Origin of the sequence: Flavobacterium frigoritolerans, from assembly GCF_025847275.1 — a bacterium.
GTDB classification, from domain to species: Bacteria; Bacteroidota; Bacteroidia; order Flavobacteriales; family Flavobacteriaceae; genus Flavobacterium; species Flavobacterium frigoritolerans.
In genome coordinates, this window is sequence record NZ_JAOZEV010000014.1 from 1 (window position 1) to 18,303 (window position 18,303).

Annotated in this window: 18 protein-coding genes; 1 reads left to right on the forward strand and 17 read right to left on the reverse strand. The window is 30.7% G+C overall.

Going from position 1 to position 18,303, the window contains the following annotated elements:
- Window positions 1-527 precede the first annotated feature (527 nt).
- The 9 genes from OIU80_RS15820 to OIU80_RS15860 all read right to left on the reverse strand — a co-directional run bounded on the left by OIU80_RS15820 (window position 528) and on the right by OIU80_RS15860 (window position 9,644).
- A complete protein-coding gene (locus OIU80_RS15820) occupies window positions 528-854 on the reverse strand; it encodes a DMT family transporter (RefSeq protein ID WP_264287956.1) in 327 nt (108 codons plus the stop codon).
- Between the two features lie 72 nt (window positions 855-926).
- Complete coding sequence (locus OIU80_RS15825; protein ID WP_264287957.1) at window positions 927-1,490, reverse strand: Crp/Fnr family transcriptional regulator; 564 nt, start codon at window positions 1,488-1,490, stop codon at window positions 927-929.
- 244 nt (window positions 1,491-1,734) lie between these two features.
- The gene (locus OIU80_RS15830) at window positions 1,735-2,538 is read right to left on the reverse strand and encodes a DUF2314 domain-containing protein (RefSeq protein ID WP_264287958.1); all 804 of its coding nucleotides are present in this window, start codon (window positions 2,536-2,538) and stop codon (window positions 1,735-1,737) included.
- 358 nt (window positions 2,539-2,896) lie between these two features.
- On the reverse strand, window positions 2,897-4,819 hold the full coding sequence (locus OIU80_RS15835) for a serine hydrolase domain-containing protein (RefSeq protein WP_264287959.1): 1,923 nt from the start codon (window positions 4,817-4,819) through the stop codon (window positions 2,897-2,899).
- The gene (locus tag OIU80_RS15840) at window positions 4,816-5,151 is read right to left on the reverse strand and encodes a PadR family transcriptional regulator (protein ID WP_264287960.1); all 336 of its coding nucleotides are present in this window, start codon (window positions 5,149-5,151) and stop codon (window positions 4,816-4,818) included. Before OIU80_RS15840 ends, OIU80_RS15835 begins: the two co-directional genes overlap by 4 nt.
- A gap of 152 nt (window positions 5,152-5,303) precedes the next feature.
- On the reverse strand, window positions 5,304-6,890 hold the full coding sequence (gene abc-f / locus OIU80_RS15845) for a ribosomal protection-like ABC-F family protein (RefSeq protein WP_264287961.1): 1,587 nt from the start codon (window positions 6,888-6,890) through the stop codon (window positions 5,304-5,306).
- Between the two features lie 294 nt (window positions 6,891-7,184).
- Window positions 7,185-7,610, reverse strand: coding sequence for a hypothetical protein (locus OIU80_RS15850; protein WP_264287962.1), 426 nt, complete (start codon window positions 7,608-7,610; stop codon window positions 7,185-7,187).
- 4 nt (window positions 7,611-7,614) lie between these two features.
- Window positions 7,615-8,310: a response regulator transcription factor gene (locus OIU80_RS15855; protein ID WP_264287963.1), complete on the reverse strand. Its 696-nt coding sequence runs from the start codon at window positions 8,308-8,310 to the stop codon at window positions 7,615-7,617.
- Window positions 8,310-9,644: a sensor histidine kinase gene (locus OIU80_RS15860; RefSeq protein ID WP_264287964.1), complete on the reverse strand. Its 1,335-nt coding sequence runs from the start codon at window positions 9,642-9,644 to the stop codon at window positions 8,310-8,312. Before OIU80_RS15860 ends, OIU80_RS15855 begins: the two co-directional genes overlap by 1 nt.
- 220 nt (window positions 9,645-9,864) lie before the next feature.
- On the opposite strand from OIU80_RS15860, the gene OIU80_RS15865 reads away from it, so the two are divergent.
- Window positions 9,865-12,264, forward strand: coding sequence for a TonB-dependent receptor (locus tag OIU80_RS15865; RefSeq protein WP_264287965.1), 2,400 nt, complete (start codon window positions 9,865-9,867; stop codon window positions 12,262-12,264).
- 47 nt (window positions 12,265-12,311) lie between these two features.
- Here OIU80_RS15865 and OIU80_RS15870 read toward each other — a convergent pair whose 3' ends face one another.
- The 8 genes from OIU80_RS15870 to OIU80_RS15905 all read right to left on the reverse strand — a co-directional run bounded on the left by OIU80_RS15870 (window position 12,312) and on the right by OIU80_RS15905 (window position 18,244).
- The gene (locus tag OIU80_RS15870) at window positions 12,312-12,677 is read right to left on the reverse strand and encodes a hypothetical protein (RefSeq protein ID WP_264287966.1); all 366 of its coding nucleotides are present in this window, start codon (window positions 12,675-12,677) and stop codon (window positions 12,312-12,314) included.
- Between the two features lie 234 nt (window positions 12,678-12,911).
- Complete coding sequence (locus OIU80_RS15875) at window positions 12,912-13,844, reverse strand: transglutaminase (protein WP_264287967.1); 933 nt, start codon at window positions 13,842-13,844, stop codon at window positions 12,912-12,914.
- A 19-nt stretch (window positions 13,845-13,863) separates the two neighbouring features.
- Window positions 13,864-14,715 (reverse strand): substrate-binding domain-containing protein, encoded by an 852-nt coding sequence (locus OIU80_RS15880; RefSeq protein WP_264287968.1) that lies wholly within the window; start codon window positions 14,713-14,715, stop codon window positions 13,864-13,866.
- Window positions 14,716-14,759: 44 nt separating this feature from the next.
- Complete coding sequence (locus OIU80_RS15885; protein WP_264287969.1) at window positions 14,760-15,137, reverse strand: VOC family protein; 378 nt, start codon at window positions 15,135-15,137, stop codon at window positions 14,760-14,762.
- 1 nt (window position 15,138) lies between these two features.
- Window positions 15,139-15,579: a DinB family protein gene (locus OIU80_RS15890; RefSeq protein ID WP_264287970.1), complete on the reverse strand. Its 441-nt coding sequence runs from the start codon at window positions 15,577-15,579 to the stop codon at window positions 15,139-15,141.
- A gap of 1 nt (window position 15,580) precedes the next feature.
- A complete protein-coding gene (locus OIU80_RS15895) occupies window positions 15,581-16,450 on the reverse strand; it encodes a nucleoside phosphorylase (protein WP_264287971.1) in 870 nt (289 codons plus the stop codon).
- Window positions 16,451-16,888: 438 nt separating this feature from the next.
- Window positions 16,889-17,218, reverse strand: a complete 330-nt coding sequence (locus tag OIU80_RS15900) for a translation initiation factor (RefSeq protein ID WP_039114137.1) — start codon at window positions 17,216-17,218, stop codon at window positions 16,889-16,891.
- Window positions 17,219-17,293: 75 nt separating this feature from the next.
- On the reverse strand, window positions 17,294-18,244 hold the full coding sequence (locus OIU80_RS15905; protein ID WP_264287972.1) for an isopenicillin N synthase family dioxygenase: 951 nt from the start codon (window positions 18,242-18,244) through the stop codon (window positions 17,294-17,296).
- Window positions 18,245-18,303: the final 59 nt, after the last annotated feature.

Genomic DNA, 18,303 nt, shown 5'->3' on the forward strand with positions numbered 1-18,303 from the left:
CTTATTTCCTTCAAGATTAATGTGAATAAGATTTTCGTTGTCAATGGAATCAATTTTTAAACCATTTTGTTTCAGTTGGTTTTTAAGTATTTCAAAAACAATATCCTTTTTTTTATTATTGAATTCAAAAAGTTCAGACATAAATATCAGTGTTTATTATAATTTTAAATTGCCTTCTAATACAAGCTATAATTGAGGTTTTGCAAAGTCTGGTTTAGGCATACTTTGCGCCACAAATAAGCTTTTAATAGGCTAATATAGCACTATTTTTAGTACAAATAATGCATGAAATTATGATAATCCTGAAGAAAATATTTTTAAGAGTAAGAGTTGAGTCTAGTATCCTAAAGATCTAGGAATGCGAATGCAATATCTGATCGACTGACAAAAAATAAAAATAAATAGGAAGAGAATAAAGACAAGAAACGTTTTTAGAAATAAAAAGAAGGGGATCAGGAAGGGGATATAATTTAAATGCAACTTAACTTTACTTAAATTAAGCTGCATTTTTTTTACTACAAGTTTCATTAATGTGAAACCGATTTTAATCCGATGATTGAACCAACCAATGTTGCAATAAAGAACAATCTCCAGAAGTTTGTTGGATCTTTAAACACAAAAATGCCGACCAAAACTGTTCCAACAGCACCAATTCCAGTCCATACAGCATAAGCAGTACCAATAGGTAATGTTTGTGTACTCTTGATAAGAAGCAACATACTTATAATAAGCGAAACCAGGAATCCTCCATACCATAAATAAACATCATTTCCTGTTGCCTCTTTAGCTTTTCCTAAACACGAAGCAAATGCCACCTCAAATAATCCTGCAATAACCAATAGAATCCAATTCATATTTTAAATTTTAATACGACAAAGATCCTCTAGCCGATTCAATTAAAATTTAACAAATGATAAAAAATGAATTTATTTTATTTCGGCTCGTATTCGGCTTAAACTTACTTGAGTAATCCCGAGATAGGAGGCAATATGCCCCAATTGAACTCTCTTAATTAAATCGGGGTTATTGGTTATTAGTTCTTTATATCTTTCAGATGCTGTTTTAAACTGCCTAGAGATTAACCGCTCTTCTGTTTTTATGAGTTCACTTTCTGCAAATTTTCTTCCCCAATTTGCAATATGTATATCTTCTTCAAATAATCGTTGCAGATTTACTGTTTTTAATTCATATAAATCACACTCCTCAAGAAGTTCGATATCTTCATATCCTTTTTGGTTTTCGACATAACTTCTCATAGAAAGAATGGTTTCTCCTTCTTTGCCAAACCAAAAAGTAACATCGCTATCATTTTGATTGACATAGGCTCTAACAATTCCCTTTTTTATGAAATAGATATTCGATTCGATTTTTCCTGCTTTTAATAAAATATGTCCTTTGGGGTAATGTACCAATGTAATGTTTTCCTCCAATGTTTTTCTGGAGTTTTCTGGTAGTTTAAATATTTTGTCAAAAATAATGTTACTGTTCATTTAGGGATATTGTTCTGGATAAATTGAATACAGTTTTAATTTTTATTTAGCCCGTTGGGTATAATTCACAAAAATCTCATTTAACACATAGAAACATAGATTTTAAAATAAAAGCCAAAAGAGTTTTCTAGAAAACCATGATTTTTTCGCATAGCACTATGAGATTTATTTTAAGCGAAACATCTTTTTTTACACTTTTTAGGCTATGATTCTATGTGTTAAAATATATTTACATTTTTTTTAGTTAATTACTAAGCGTAGAAATAAGGTGTTCCCACTTTAATTGTTTTGCAATATCTAATGCTGTTTTTCCTTGATTCGTTTTCATATCTTTATTTGCTCCAGACTCTAGTAAAACAGCCACAGAAGTCACATTTCCAGCAATTGTTTCTCTATGTAACAAAGAAAATCCATCTTCATCCTGAAAGGTAATTTCATCTGGATTTTGCTCTAAGAACTCCTGAAGTTTTTCTTTCATGTTTTTGCTCATAGGATGTTCTACAAGGTTTTCAGGCTTTTCTTTTTGTTCATTAACGAGAAGCACTTCGTTAAAATCCCCAAAATCCAATCCCCAGGCTTTATCATGATCTTTTCTTTCTTGATTCGTCATTTCTGAACGTATTGCCTGTATTGTAAATCCTCCATAAGCTCTTGGCTGAGACGAAGAAAATAGTTTAGAAAGCCCTTTTGGTGAACTGCCCTGAATGGCAAATAACCAATCACTAATTTGATTTAAAGGAACTGCAACATCGTCTCCATTTTGAATATTTGTTAATTCATCAGGATCGTTTATTAAAACACCTCTTACTTGTTCACCATCAAAATCAATATCATTAATCCACATATGTTCAATAGTAGGATTTTCACTTCCATTTATATTTTGTGAAAAGGCAACCTTTACGCACGCTACAGTTAATGCAGGAACAATTCGTCTAGATTCCCATGATAATTCTCTCCAAAAATATTTAAAAGTTTCTTGTGCATTTTTAAAAGCTTCAATCATTTTTGGGCTATCTCCTTTAGCGAAGAATATTTCTTGATTTGCCATTGGTTTTAAATTTTATACTATTATTTAATCTTATTAGGTGTTTTACAGTTCGGTTACAGAAATTTCAGGTCTAATTTGAAATTAAAACCGCTTATATATAGCTAATATAGGACTATTTTATTATTAATAATGGAATGCGTTTTTATAAATACGATCCTTTTCAGTAATAAACCTTAAGATATTTGCTCTTAATTTCGCATAAAAAAGTATGAATAGAATAGCATTTTAATCATAAAAAAACTCCTTAATTTCTTAAGGAGCTAGGCTTTATAATTTCAATCAGGAAGAATTTGTATTTTATATCCTTCAGATTAATAGTAGGGTAGGAGCCCTTTTTTTAGTTTAGTGCTGGTATTTATTATTTTGAAAATAAAAATTCTTTTCCACCTTGTTTTAAAAGCATTTGTTTTTTTTCGGTATTAAATTCAAGAATAATTCCTGCTTGTTCAAATTTAAAAATAGTAGTTTCTGTAGCTTCTAATGGAAATGCTGGCTGCCCAGTTCCTTGTGCAAATAATTTATCATCCTTTATGGTAACATCAATTTTTATTGGAATTTCCGTACTTGCATATTGTCCTGTATATAAATTTAATACTTCTGGTTTTAACTTTAAAGCTTTAAAAGTAGGCATAGCAAATGGAGTATTGAAATAACTACTCAAAGCACATGACAATATACTATTATTAGGATAAATCATTCCATTTGAAGTAATTGCGACAGCGAGTTTTTCATTTGGAAAGTAAGTTAAAACAGATCTAAAATCATCTACGCCGCCTGTGTGTCCATACCCTTTATGTTCAAAATAAGGAGTTTCAAACATGCCCATACCAAAATTTTGGTTTAACGTTTTCATTAGCGATAAAGACTTTTCAGAAACTATTTTGCCATTAAAAAGTCCTTCTATGAATAGTGTCAAGTCAGTTGGATTTGATACGATTGCCCCAGCTCCCATTGGAATTGATGGGTCTGTATCTGTTGCCTTCAGCCACTTATTATCAAAATGATAAGAATACGTTTCATTGTTTTGGATTTGAGTTTTACTTCCAAAATAGGTATTCTTTAAACCTAATGGTTTTGCAATTTTAGTTTCTAAAATGATCGAATATGGTTTTTTGTAAACTTTTTCGAGAATATAACTCAAAAGAACATAGTTAGAATTACTGTATTCAGCTTTGCTATTAGGCTCAAAATCACTTTTTAGTTTAGTTATCACTTCAACCATTTCTTGCTCAGATTTCGGTGTTGTAATAAACTCATCAGATCTACAATATTCCTCGTTAGTAAAATTATGAATACCGCTTCGATGATTTAGTAAGTTACCTATCGTTATTTTTTTTGAATTTTCTATTTGCGGAAAATAGGAGTCAAGAGTTTGATTCAATTTTAATTTATTCTCTTCAATTGCTTTTAAAACTAATGTGGCTGTAAACATTTTAGAAATAGAACCAATCTTATATTTAGTTTCAACATCAGCTTTTTTAGAATTTTCCAGATTCGAATAACCTATGGTTTTGGCATATAATAATTTTCCATCTTGAGAAATGGCTATGCTTCCCATAAATTTATTATTTTTTTCTAGAACCATAAACAAACTATCCATTCTTTGATTATTGAATGTTTGTGAGAAACTCATTGTGGTGCTTAAGATAAGCAGACCGGTAATTAGAATTTTTTTCATAGTGATTGATTTATTATTGATTGATTTCTTGAATTTTAATAATAATGTAATTAAGATGTAAAAGAGTAGTATAGAAGCTATCATTGCTGGTATGAATGCATTGCCTAATATTTCAGTCATTCCGGTTTGGTTTGCCTTATTACTTAATCCTAAATAAAAAGAGGAACTATCTTTATACCAGAATCCAACTTCAGCTGGATTTATTATTTTGGCAATTATTACAAATACAAAACCAAATAAGAAAAGATATAGCAGGAAGAATATTATATACGAAAAGCCATTGGTAATATTTAATAGCAATGCTTTAAAAACATGAATAGGATTAAATGTTTTGGTAGCCTGCTCCAGCTTTTTATCTGCAATAAGCGGTTTTAAAACTTCTTCCGGAATACCTAGTTTTTCAATAACATCCAATAACACATCAATTTCATTAGCTCCGTTTTTATGTTGAAGTGCCTCAAAGATATGACTGTTAAATTCCATATAAATATCTTGTTTGTCATCTTTCGATAAGGAATCTGTAACTTTTAAAATGCGCTTCATATAATCGTTATAAACTCTTTTTGAAGCTTCTTGACTGAATTTTATTTCTCCTGTTTTCATTTGATTATTTTTTGAATAGCACTTTCTAAATTTTTCCAATATTCATTCATATGAACAAGCGTTTTAATTCCTGTAGGGGTTAGAGCGTAATATTTTCTGGGAATTCCGGTTTCTTGCTCAACCCATTTAGAGTCTACTAAATTCTCAGTTTTGAGCCTATTCATCAATGGATATAAAGTACCCTCAGCAATTTCTATTTCAGTATGTTGCTTTATTTGTTCAATAAGTTCATAACCATAATACTCATTCTCTTTGAGTACATTGAGGATAATAAAAGTAAGTGTACCCTTTTTTACCTGTGATTTCCAGTTTGTTACAAAAGTTTCATTCATGACAAAGTTTTATTGGTTAAAACAAATATATAGCAAAATACATAGCTATACAATGTATCTAGGTGAAAAAATGAACATATTTTATAATATGCTCATTTTTAAAAACATAGAAATATTAAAATCAGCAGAACCAAATAGTTTAATGGCAAATTTTACAATAAAATTGTTCGTTCTACGTTTATTTGTTCCAAAAAGTGTTCATCGTGTGATATAACAATTAAGGTTCCTTTAAATTCATTAATTGCTGCAGTTAGTATTTCGATGTTTTGTATATCAAGGTTATTGGTCGGTTCGTCAAGAATAATACTATCTGGCGACTGATTCCCTATTGTTATACAACAAAGCATCAATCGCATTTTTTCTCCTCCACTTAACACACTGCAAGGTTTATCCCAATCTTCACTGGTAAATAAGAAACGGTTAAGCCTCATTTTGATGTCATGTTCTTGTAATCCAGCGGTATTAAACTGTTGTGCTTGGTCGTACACTTTAAGCTCATTGTTTATAAGGGAATAATCTTGATCGATATAAACAGATTTATTCTCAGCGCGGGATAGTGTACCTACTTTAGGTTCTAATTTTCCTAATATTAATTTTATCAAAGTGGTTTTTCCAGAACCATTTGCGCCTTTTAAAGCAATACGTTCGCCGCTTATAATTTGAATATTTAGGTTTTGTTTCCAAAGAAACTCATCATCATAACAGAAATTGATATTTTTGGCATTAAATAGTATTTTGCCTTTGTGCAATAACGAATTATCAAAACCAAATTTCATTTTGTCAATGTCTGGCAAAACCGATCGTAATTCTTGTAGTTCTTGCGAGATACCATCAATTTTTTCGGTGTGCATGCCTTTTATTTTTGATGTACTATTTTCGGCATTATTCCTTAGAGTATTTATCATTATTCGGGCAACACCCGCTTTTTCCTGTTTCTTTTTTCCGCGAGCGTCTAGTTTTTGTTGACGTTCTAGAGTTTCACGTTCTTTTTCTTTAGCTTTTCGCAACGCTTTTTCTTTACTGTGCAGATCCTGATTTAATGCGTTTTGTTCTATTTGCTTTTGCTCAGCATAAAAATCATAATTGCCACCATAGACATTAATCCCTCGTTTACTTAATTCAAAAACAATGCTAATAATATTTAGTAATTTTATGTCGTGACTTACTATAATCAAAGTGCATGATGTCGATTGGATAAAATCATACAATAATTGCCTCGCTGCATTATCAAGATGGTTACTGGGTTCGTCTAAAAGAACCAACTCAGGCTGATGAATAGCAATACCAGCAAGGAAAACCTTAGTCTTTTGTCCACCGCTTAAAGTTTCCATTTTTTGTGATAAATCTAAGTCTATTAATTGCCAATGTTTTAGAGCATTATTACAACGTTCCTCAATAGCCCAATCATCATTTAGTACATTAAGATTGTTTTCGGATACATTACCCTCTAGTATTTCTTTTAGTGCAGTTAGTTTCTCATCAATTTGTAATGCTTGGGCAATTGTAAAATGATTGTACTGACCAAATACTTGTGGTATGTAATAAGGTTCGGAGTTGCATCTAACTTGCCCATTTGAAGGCTGTAATTCACCTGCAATGATTTTGAGTAAAGTCGATTTTCCTGTACCATTGTTGCCTATTAAGGCTATTTTTTCGTTATTATTGACAGTAAAACTAATGTTGTCAAATAATAATTCCTTGTTCGGATGTGTATATGAGATGTTTTGTAGAATAAGCATAATTTCTTTCTTGTGAGATGAATAAATAGAGCAGACCACATTTGTAGTCTACCTTCTTGATTGTCTGAAAGAAATTGTTTTTCACATAAATTGTTACGCTTGTTTAGAGTTAGCAAAGATACAATTTTTCTTAATTAGTGTTTCTTTTCTCGTTAAACGAAAAAAAGCTCCTTAATTTCTTAAAGAGCTTGATTGTATATTTTTTTAATCAGAACAGAATAAATAGTCTAAAATAGGAGGTAGGAGCTTTATTATCGACTGCATATTTGCTGATAAAAAGAAGCTTTAAACGATCTATTTTCTATTAGAAATTACTGTTTTAAGGGACTCACCTAAATTTTTGAATTTATTAAAAGTACCATTAGAAATCATATCCTTTTCTATGCTTATTTTTAATTGATCATTAGTAACTACAAAAGAAAATACTGGTTGACCATTTTCTTCTTTAATCCATTTAAAAGTTTTACCGGAAACACTTCTATATTCTTCATCGATATTATCAGATAATAATTTTATAATTTCTTCTTTTTTATCCAAAGGAAATTTAGCTCTCAAACTATAAAAAGTATCCGAATCATTAACAGATATTGAACTGTGTTGTCTTTCAACTCCATCAATTTTAGTTATTGATGACGATGAACTGCTACTTGTTGTTTTAGATTGTGCATTTATTAAAAAAGAACAAAGCATAAACACTAACAAAGAAATTATTTTTATCATTTTACTAATTATTTGATTTAACATTAAACTCAAGACCAATTCCGCGAATACTCAAAATAGAAATAGATGTATCTTCTTTAAAATACTTCCTTAAACGGCTGATAAATACATCCATACTTCTGCCCAAAAAGAAATCATCATTACCCCATATTTCTTTTAGTATATCTTCTCTTTTTAAAAGCTTATTTCTGTTATTGTATAAATATTGAATTAAATGTGCCTCACGTTCAGTAATACGGTGAGTTACTTTATTATGAGTCAGCATAAAATTTTCAATATCAAACATATAGTCTCCGATAACCATTTGTTTGGCTGATGCTTTAAATACAGGAGCCTTATTAATACGTTTTAGAATATTAGTAATTCGCAAAATAAGTTCGTCTACTTCAAATGGCTTCACTACATAATCATCTGCACCGAGCTTAAGGCCTCTTATTTTATCTTCTTTAAGTCCTTTTGCAGTAAGAAAAACAATCGGTATCTCAGGATGAGATTCAATTATCTTTTCTGCTAAGGTAAATCCATCCATATTTGGCATCATAACATCAAGCACACATATATCTGGTTTTATTGTAGAAAAAAGAGCGTATGCTTCAACTCCGTCTTTAGCCCAACTGATCTTAAAACCAGATATTTCCAAAAATTGCTTTAAGATAAAAGCATAATCTAAATCATCTTCGGCCAATAAAATATGTACCATTACAATGGGATTGAAATTAATAATAAAGTCCCTTTTTTTTCTATGCTTTTTACACTTATAGTTCCTTTATAAGTCTCTACAATTTGCTTTACATAAAACAATCCTAAGCCAAGTCCTTTTGTATTGTGAATATTATCTTTTTCTATTCGATAGAACTTTTCAAAAATATTTTTTTGTTCATTTTCAGGAATTCCTCTACCATTATCTTCTATCGAAAGCGTTGTAAATACTTCAGATTGCTCACAAGTCAACTTTATATCATCTGCTCCGTATTTGACTGCATTATCCAATAAATTAATCAATATCGTATTCAGATGGAATTGTTTCATAGAGATTTGTGTAGCAGTATCAATGGAGTAACTGATCGTAATATTAGGATACGATAATCTAAAATCGGCTATTATTTCCTCTATTTCCTTTCTGCTGGCTATATTATTATCAATGGCTATTTCTTGTGAACTAAGTGAGGCTCCTGCGACCTGACTGAATATCGATTGTAAACGTTGATTTTGTCTTTTTATAATAGCAATCGTATTTTTATGTTGCTCTTCGGTGATAGTATCCAATTCAAACGTTTTTACGGCTATATCCATTGCCGCAAGTGGTGTATTGAATTCATGAGTAATATTGTTTATAAAATCTGTTTTAATATCGGCTATCTTTTTCTGAGTAATTAAATTCCGAATAGATAAGTAAAATAGAATGATAACAAATGTTATGAGTAGAACTGAAAACACTAATAATCCTATCATTTCTTGTAAGATTATTTTCTGCAGGCTGTCAAAACTATAATTGCGTTCTGAACGTATTTCGATATTATAAACATCTCGATCTTCTTCACTGCTAGAACTAATTTTTGTTTGCCATATTCCAGTAGCAAGAGAGAACTCCTCTTGACTTTTTATATTATTACTCAACACCAATAGTTTTCCTATATAAACGGTATCTTTTTTTATTCCTTCATTATCAAATATTGCAGTTATAGCTATTGAATAGCCTATTTTATGTTTAAAATTTACTTTTTTATCCATAATAGATGAAAGCGCAGCCGAAAGAGAATCCCTATTTTTCTTAATATAATTGAAATAATCCTCTTTAGAAAACTTTTTACCTTTATGTGTTTTTACAAAATCCCTCGATTTTTCCATGCAGGCATCTTCAATAGCTATAAATTCAGGATCATCTTCAAATGCTAATAATTGCTTTCTTATCACATCTTTAACTTCCTTCTTTTTCAGTTCATAGGTATTACAAATGAAATAACCTTGAATACAAGTCAATGCAACAACCGTAAGAATACATCCTGTGATTAGTAGTATTATTTTTCTTTTCATAGAAACAAAGCTAAAATATTATACTGTTTAAAAATAGATAAGTGTGCCTATTAACCCTTCATTAACCAAACTTTATAAATATACTGCATCGCCTCTTGATTGAACACCTTTTTTCAGATAAGAATATAGTTAACCCAAAATAACATTAACCCATCGTTAACCAAGCATTAACCGAGACAACAAGGTACTTTGCTGAAATTTGTCCGAAACAAAAAACGTTATGAAAAAAGTTATTTTCTTATGGTGTCTTATTCCCTTTATCAGTGTCGCGCAAAATATAAAAGTTTCAGGAATTGTAAAAGATTCCGACAAGCAACCCATTCCATTTGCAGATGTGAAAATATTAAATTCATTGGATTCTTTAGTTTATCGAAATACAGCTACTGATAAAATTGGTTTATTCAAATTAGAAAATATTGCAAAGGGCAAATACATCTTAAAGATAAGTCTCTCTGGTTATGCAGATTATTATACAGATTTTACACTTAATAAAGATAAAGAATTTGCAGAAATAGCAATGATGAAAAATGCCGAAGCGCTTGATGATGTAGTAATTACACATAAGAAGCCTGTTATAAAACGAAAGATTGATCGGATGGAATTTAATGTAGAAAATTCTGTACTATCTAATACAAATGCATGGGAAATATTAAAAAGTACTCCGGGAGTTACAGCTTCAAATAATGGGACAATTGCAGTAAGAGGTAGCACCGGAATATTGGTTACTATCAATGATAAAAAAGTATATTTAAGTGGAGAAGAGCTAAAACAATTGCTTGAAAATACAAATGGAGATACTGTAAAATCTGTAGAAGTTATAACAAATCCTCCTGCTAAATATGATGCTCAGGGAAGTACTGTTCTAAATATAAAAATCAAACAAAATAACCAAAATGGATATAAAGGAACTCTTAGTACGGCTTATGTACAAACGGCATATCCTAAAGGCGTCATGTCAACAAGTCAATATTACAAGACTAAAAAACTGGCGTTATCAGGAAACTACAGTTTGGGAGCTGGAATATATTACAGAGAAGGTGCAGATGTAGTTTATTATAAAGACAATCAGGATCAGGTAACCTCAATTTGGGAAAGCATATTAAACCGTAAGAATAAATCATTATCGCAAAATACCTATCGCATAACTGCCGAATATGAAATAGATAGTCTTAATACCTTAACTCTAGGCACCAATGGATTTATTAGTCTTAAAAGTCATGGAGAATACAATGTTCCTACATATATTTATGATGCTAACAGACAAATTGATTCACTTTATACAACACAAAACAAAAGGAAAAACCCAACAAGGACAAATGCTTACAATGCCTCTTTTGAACATAAGTTTTCAGAAAAACAATCAATAGTTATTTCATCAGATTATACACGGTATTTCAAAAATGAAAATCAAGATATATATTCCGTTTTTTCATTACCTCAAAGCGCACCCTATCGCGACACTCGCTTTGTAAGTGATAATACACAAAAAATTGGATTATTTTCTATACAAGCAGATTATAACAACGAAATAGCAGAAACTAAGATTGAAGCAGGAATTAAATTTGGAAATGTAAATGCCAATAGTAATCTGGATTATCGAGACGACATAGCAGGAGAATTACAACTAAATCCAAACAGAAGTAGTCAGTTTTTATATGATGAAAATATTTATGCTGGTTACTTAAGCCTTGGTAAAGAAATTGGTAAATGGAGTTTAAAAGCAGGATTACGATCTGAATATACAGAACTGGAAGGAAACTTATTAACTGGAAATGAAGTAAATACACAGCATTATTTTAAACTATTTCCAACATTATATGCTTTATATAAGCTTACAGAAAACCATGAAATTGGAATATCTTATGGAAAACGAATCAACAGACCTCAATACAGTTCTTTAAATCCATTTCGTTCCTATTATAATTCTTATTCATATTATACAGGTGATCCTAAATTGCAACCCGAAATTGTTCATAACGTTAGTTTACAATACACACTTAAAAGCAAATATAATTTTGACTTATATTATCGTAATTCTATAAATCCATCAATGGAAATTTCCTATCAGGATTATGAAACAAACACTGTAATATATCGACATACTAATATTGAAAGAAAAATAGGTTATGGATTGGATTTTAGTGCAAATCAAGAGATATTTCCTTGGTGGCAATTTATATTTTCAAATGGAATAAGTTATTCAAAGGATACTTTTCAGGGTGGTGATGGTACTTTGTATCACAACAATATCTGGTCATATAACAATAATATCAACAACCGATTTACCTTAAATAAAAAGAAAGAACTAAGCATGGAATTAAATTGGTCGTATGATTCTCCTTCAGTACAAGGAACTTTTACTGTAACAGGATCTTCAAGTCTTTCCATGGGTATTTACAAGAAAGTTTTTAATAATAACGGACAAGTATCCATTTTATTCTCAGATATATACAAAGGGCAGAAAGTACGTGTTACTACAAATTATGCGAATCAATACAATTATTTTGATGATTATGGCGATACACAAAGTGTACGTATATCTTTTAAATATAATCTAGGCAATCAAAAATTAAAGAACAGCAATAACAAAGAAAAAACAGAAGAACAACAAAGGCTGTAATTTAAAAAACAAAGTTGTCCTTTTTGGGACAACTTTGTTTAAACTCTTTAATTTTTATCGAGAGTGAGCGTCATATCCTCTCCATCTAATACCAGTTGTTCTTTATCTATAGTACTTGTAAAAGGGTAGGGAGTACCTACTTCATCTTTAATAATTAAATTTTTACCGCCTTTATTTAGAGCATAAGTTCCATTTAATTCAACATCAAGAAATCCTGTAACCTTTCCATCTTTAGAAAATTTGAGATTTCCTTTAGATAGAATTACGTTTTTAATAGAATCAGAAAGTGTTTTTTTGGCTTCAACATTAGTAACTTTCCAAGAATTAACAAGCTTATTTCTTTCCTTTTGACAAGAAATCATTAGCAATGATAAAAAGACAAACCCAAAGATAAATAGTGTAGATTTTTTCATAGTTATTTCAATTTAAGGTTAAAGATGGAAGTTACAAAAAAAATACATTCAAACAAATAGTAAAACGAAAGCATATAGAGCTAAACTATTTGTATACTAGAGTATTATGTTTACTGAGGTTAAGGCAAATTTAATTCTGAATCATGCATGCATCATGATTTCATAATAGCATCGATAGTATGACTACAAGATTAATTATTGCTTTTAATTAGAAGAATTTTAGCGCTTAAAAAATTATCTAAGGGTAAGTGCACCTAGAATTTCTTCGGACATAAATGGTCCTCCAGGATATTTTGCTGTATAGTCAAGGTTTAACCATACTTGTCCACGCTCATCAATATGATAATGTAAAGTTTTACCATAGCTTTCTTTTACAAATAGGACATTTTTAACCAAGTAGTTTACTTTTTCTAAATCTAGTAAAGATCCGATCAAAATTTCTGGGTAAATGTGTCCTTTAGTATGAATAAGTCTTGGTGTACCGCCAATAGAACGTATTGCAGCAGCCATTAAAATAGAATGATCATCGCAATCACCTGAGAAATACATTAATGATTCACTTGCAGTAGCAATATAATCACCTTCTTTAGGATCATTTACATAATTCCATCGACTATTAATTTCTTTAAAAACAGCAAAACATTGTATTATGGTTCTGTAGTCAGAATATCCTTTAATGTTTTTAAAATGCTTAGTTGTTGCCATTATAGCAAAATTCCTCACTTTAGGATTTTGATATTCAATTGCATTAATAATTTTGGATTTATTAGGAAACGGAAGCAATTTAGCAACAATAATATCTTGTGGGTAGGGATTATCAGACATGGTGTAGATTATAGCGTTATAGTCTTCAGCAACTTCACCAAAACCATAATTACCCAAAGCGGTTCCGTAAAATAAAACCAGGAGATATAAAACGATACAAATAATAATGATCGTTTTTAATTTCATTAAAAGGAAATATAATCCAACAAGAACAAAAATAAAAAGTAAAACCCTATCAAAATTAAAAGGCCAATTAAAATCTATTAAATTTTGGTGCATTATGATAAAAGTAGGAAGCGTGATTAAAAAACTCAATAGCATAATAATAACCTCGTTCCAAGGTGATTTTACCTGAAGGTTACTTTTAAGTTTATTTAAGTCAATTTTTCTATTTTTTATCATAATGCCCAAAAAGCAAATTTTAAAGAAATTTTACTGTTTCTACAAAAGTACTTTTTTTATCAATAATACCCAGTTCAAATAACTGATTTTGGATTTTATTAAATGTTTTTTCATTCAACGGTTTTTGTGACCATTGAGTCAATTTTAGCCACTCCTGTATATCCTCAACCTTTTGTTCAAATAACTCAGATAAAGTCCTGTCAATACTTGGAATAGCTTTAAAATCTTCGGTGGTTACATTGATAATTTCAAGAATTGAAGCAATTATTTGCGGATCATTTTTTAATACTTCGTCACGCACAGCAATTACAAACGATGGCCATGGAGTAGGGCAGTCAGTTATACGTCTGAAAATTCCTTTGTCAACTAATGGTTTTGTCATAAAACGTTCCCACATAAAGTAATCAGCCGTTTTATTAGTCAAAGCTTCGACAGCACCATCGATAGTGTTTACAATTTCAAATTCTAAATTATCAGTTTTCCAACCCTGATTGTTCGCATTTACATAGGCCATTAATTGAGAACCTGAACCCAGACGCGAAATAGCCACTTTTTTATTTTCTAAATCACCTATGGTTTTATAATCGGATTTTGCAGCAACATGAATTCCCCAAATTAAAGGTGATTGCACATATACCTGCACAATTTTACTTGGATTTCCTGCAACAATATCTTTTACAATCCCTTCAGTTAATATTACAGCAATATCGGTTTCACCATCTCGAAGCATTTGGCACATTTTGCCAGTACCTTCAGGAACATCAGTCCATTGCAAATCGATTCCTTCGGCTTCAAATTCTCTATTTTCAATGCATAAATGCCATGGTAAATTAAAATGCTCCGGAACACCAGCTATTTTTATAGTTTTCATTCTTAGATTTTTAGATTAGTTAGACTGCTTAGATTTTAGAAAATTTATTTAGCTTTTAATGACGAAATAATAATACGAAAACCATCTGGATCAAGAAACATTTTTCCGTTTTCATTCCAATATGGATTTTTTGCCTTTATAAATAACATATCATTATTTAAAACATTAATCACTAATCTGTTATATTCTAAAATTGTTTCTGGATATAGCACTAAAGCATCATCTTCATCTGAAGTATGATTGGCTTTATCGTTCGACTTTGTAAATTCAAAATGCCAGTCTAAATTAGGTTTACCAATAAAAGCTCCGTCATAATTATTATGATTTTCAAAACCTCCTAGTCTTTCAAATCCCAAAATATCGATATAGAAATTTATTAGTTTTTTCAAATCATTCGTATGGCGTGCTACTCTTAGTGTCATGCTATTTTTTTATTTGATTAATATGATGTTCTAAATGATCAACATAATCTTTCATCAAGAAATCCAGATTAATGATAGAACCATCGCTTAATCGGATTTCATAATCTAATGCTTTTTCATCAACAGATTTAAATAGTCTAATAATTTGCTTATTTATCGAGTACCAAAGCTGTATTAACTCATCCGTATCCATAGTTTGATATTGGTTAATGGTAACCAAATCATTCTGGTTATATGGCCTGTGATTATACGGCTTTGGCAGATAATTTATCTCTGTAAAACGAACTAAATTATGTATAGATGAATCTACAAGATGTCCTAAAATTTCTTTTTTTGACCATTTTTCAGGAAGTTTCTTTTCTAAAGTTTCTTTGTCTAAAGATTTTAAATATTCTGAATTTTCATGAAGCAATTTTTCAAACTTGTAGATTGCATTTTGCATATTAATTTGCGATTAACTTGTTCAGAGTATATTTAATCAATTCATCAACAGCTTTATACGGATCTTCACTAAAAGTACCTGTAGCACGATTAGCAATAATAGCATTCAATGATAATGCGTGATGTCCTAATAATGCTGAAAGACCATAAATAGCAGCAGTTTCCATTTCTAGGTTTGTAATACGGCTGTCATTAAATGTAAAATTGTCCATTTTAGAGTTTAATTCTTCATCTTGAATGTTTAAACGTAAAACGCGCCCTTGTGGGCCATAAAAACCACCAGCAGTTGCAGTAATCCCTTTATGCATTTTATCACTTTCAATAAGCTTTTCTAATTTCTCAGAGCATGCAATTACATAAGGCTTTCCTTTACGAATATCCCAATTGGTATGGTTTATAAAAGCTTCTTCGATAGCATCATTGGAAACCTCGTCAATTAAATAAGAACGAAGCATATTGTCAAGTCCTAACCCAAAAGTCGACATTACAAAACTATCAACTGGAATATCTGCTTGTAATGAACCCGAAGTTCCAATTCTGATAATGTTCAGAGAAGTTAGGTTTTCTTTTGGTTTACGAGTTTCTAAATCAATATTTACCAAAGCATCTAGTTCATTGACAACAATATCTATATTGTCTGGACCGATTCCTGTTGACATTACCGTAATTCTTTTTCCTTTATAGACTCCAGTTTGAGTTTTAAATTCTCTTTTTTGAGTAGAAAACTCGATACTGTCAAAAAACTGTGTTATTTTTTCAACGCGATTTTGATCGCCTACAAAAATAATGTCATTTGCAATATGTTCTGGGCGAAGATTTAAATGATAGACACTTCCGTCTGGATTTAGTATTAATTCTGATGATTGTATCATTGTTTTATTTTTTTTAAGGTTCAAAGAGACAAAGGTTCTGAGGTTCTAAGGTTTATTATAGAAGCGCATAATTAGATGTCTTTATTTTTTAAGGTTCAAAGAGACAAAGGTTCTGAGGTTCTAAGGTTTAACATAAAAGCGCATAATGGATGTCTTTATTTTTTAAGGTTCAAAGAGACAAAGGTTCTGAGGTTCTAAGATTTAACATAGAAGCGCATAATGGATGTCTTTATTTTTTAAGGTTCAAAGAGACAAAGGTTCTGAGGTTCTAAGGTTTAACATAGAAGCGCATAATGGATGTCTTTATTTTTTTGTGATTTAACCGCAAAGGGCGCAAAGGTTTCATACTAAACTTTTACAAACGCAAGGGTTCGCAAATGAAATTTTAAACTACAAAGTATGTAACTGAAAACCGAAACTGATTACTGACACTAAGCACTAGCCACCTACGCGTTTTACTTTAAATCCTTTTGCTTTTAGTATTTCCATTATTTTATCACGGTAATCCCCTTGTATAATAATAGAATCATCTTTAAAAGTCCCGCCAACACTTAATTTAGTTTTAATTTCTTTGGCTAGGATTTTAAAATCTTCATCAGTTCCTTCGTAACCTTCAATAATTGTGGTGGCTTTCCCTTTTCGTTTTTCGTATTTACAAATCATAGGTTCTTTTTGGATAAAAAGAGTATGATCTTCTGGAACCACTATTTCATCGGGAGATACTTCGTGATCTGGGAAAAGATTTTTCAGTTGGTCTTGTAAGTCCATTTGTAATTTATTTTAAAATTAAAAAGACATTAAGTATAAACTCAATGTCTTTTTATAATTAGGTAAATTTAAAGATTATTTTTTGATTAAACCCAAATCTACCAAACGTTCGTATAAATATTCTCCAGCAGTAATATCCTCGAATTTTTTAGGATTCTCAGCATCAATACAATTTTCTAAACAATCCAAACGCATATCGCTTACTGGGTGCATAAAAAACGGAACAGAGAAACGAGATGTTCCCCATAATTCTCTTGGAGGGTTAACTACTTGGTGAATAGTCGATTTTAGTCTGTTGTTGGTATGACGTGAAAGCATGTCTCCAACATTAATTACCAATTGATCATCTTCGGCAATGGCATCAATCCATTCTCCATCATGATTCTGAACTTGTAAACCTTTACCTTGCGCTCCCATTAATAAGGTAATAAGATTAATATCACCATGAGCAGCAGCACGAATAGCATCTTTTGGTTCAGATGTAATTGGTGGGTAATGAATAGGTCGTAGGATAGAATTTCCGTCTTTGGCATATTTGTCAAAGTAGAATTCATCTAATCCAAGGTGTAATGCTAAAGCTCTTAAAACGTAAACTCCAGTTTTTTCAAGCATTTGGTACGCTTCTTTACCAACTGCATTAAATTTAGGGAGTTCTGTAACTTCAACATTTTCTGGATATTCCGAAGCATACTTAGAGTTTTCACTCACATACTGACCAAAATGCCAGAATTCTTTTAAGTCGCCTTCTTTTCTTCCTTTGGCGTGTTCTGTACCAAAAGAAACATAACCTCTCTGACCTCCAATACCTGGGATTTCATAATTATGTTTAGATTCTATTGGCAATGCGAAAAATTTTCTAATTTCGCCATAAAGTTCGTCAACTAACTGATCATCTAAAAAATGACCTTTTAGGGCAACGAAGCCAATGTTTTCAAATGCATTTCCGATTTCATTTACAAATTTTTGTTTACGTTCCGGGTTGTCCGAAAGGAAATCACGTAAGTCTACACTAGGAATGTTTTGCATACTTTACATATTTATTGATAACTTGATACGGCTATAAACCATATCTTAGAGCAAATGTA

Bases quoted from the DNA above. Each gene is read 5' to 3' on its own strand.
- abc-f (WP_264287961.1), bottom strand. From the start codon at position 6,890: ATGCTTATTCTACAAAACATCTCATATACACATCCGAACAAGGAATTA.
- OIU80_RS15865 (WP_264287965.1), top strand. From the start codon at position 9,865: ATGAAAAAAGTTATTTTCTTATGGTGTCTTATTCCCTTTATCAGTGTC.
- OIU80_RS15870 (WP_264287966.1), bottom strand. From the start codon at position 12,677: ATGAAAAAATCTACACTATTTATCTTTGGGTTTGTCTTTTTATCATTG.
- OIU80_RS15835 (WP_264287959.1), bottom strand. From the start codon at position 4,819: ATGAAAACAGGAGAAATAAAATTCAGTCAAGAAGCTTCAAAAAGAGTT.
- OIU80_RS15840 (WP_264287960.1), bottom strand. From the start codon at position 5,151: ATGAATGAAACTTTTGTAACAAACTGGAAATCACAGGTAAAAAAGGGT.
- OIU80_RS15905 (WP_264287972.1), bottom strand. From the start codon at position 18,244: ATGCAAAACATTCCTAGTGTAGACTTACGTGATTTCCTTTCGGACAAC.
- OIU80_RS15880 (WP_264287968.1), bottom strand. From the start codon at position 14,715: ATGAAAACTATAAAAATAGCTGGTGTTCCGGAGCATTTTAATTTACCA.
- OIU80_RS15820 (WP_264287956.1), bottom strand. From the start codon at position 854: ATGAATTGGATTCTATTGGTTATTGCAGGATTATTTGAGGTGGCATTT.
- OIU80_RS15885 (WP_264287969.1), bottom strand. From the start codon at position 15,137: ATGACACTAAGAGTAGCACGCCATACGAATGATTTGAAAAAACTAATA.
- OIU80_RS15855 (WP_264287963.1), bottom strand. From the start codon at position 8,310: ATGGTACATATTTTATTGGCCGAAGATGATTTAGATTATGCTTTTATC.
- OIU80_RS15860 (WP_264287964.1), bottom strand. From the start codon at position 9,644: ATGAAAAGAAAAATAATACTACTAATCACAGGATGTATTCTTACGGTT.
- OIU80_RS15850 (WP_264287962.1), bottom strand. From the start codon at position 7,610: ATGATAAAAATAATTTCTTTGTTAGTGTTTATGCTTTGTTCTTTTTTA.
- OIU80_RS15900 (WP_039114137.1), bottom strand. From the start codon at position 17,218: ATGGACTTACAAGACCAACTGAAAAATCTTTTCCCAGATCACGAAGTA.
- OIU80_RS15895 (WP_264287971.1), bottom strand. From the start codon at position 16,450: ATGATACAATCATCAGAATTAATACTAAATCCAGACGGAAGTGTCTAT.
- OIU80_RS15825 (WP_264287957.1), bottom strand. From the start codon at position 1,490: ATGAACAGTAACATTATTTTTGACAAAATATTTAAACTACCAGAAAAC.
- OIU80_RS15875 (WP_264287967.1), bottom strand. From the start codon at position 13,844: ATGATAAAAAATAGAAAAATTGACTTAAATAAACTTAAAAGTAACCTT.
- OIU80_RS15890 (WP_264287970.1), bottom strand. From the start codon at position 15,579: ATGCAAAATGCAATCTACAAGTTTGAAAAATTGCTTCATGAAAATTCA.
- OIU80_RS15830 (WP_264287958.1), bottom strand. From the start codon at position 2,538: ATGGCAAATCAAGAAATATTCTTCGCTAAAGGAGATAGCCCAAAAATG.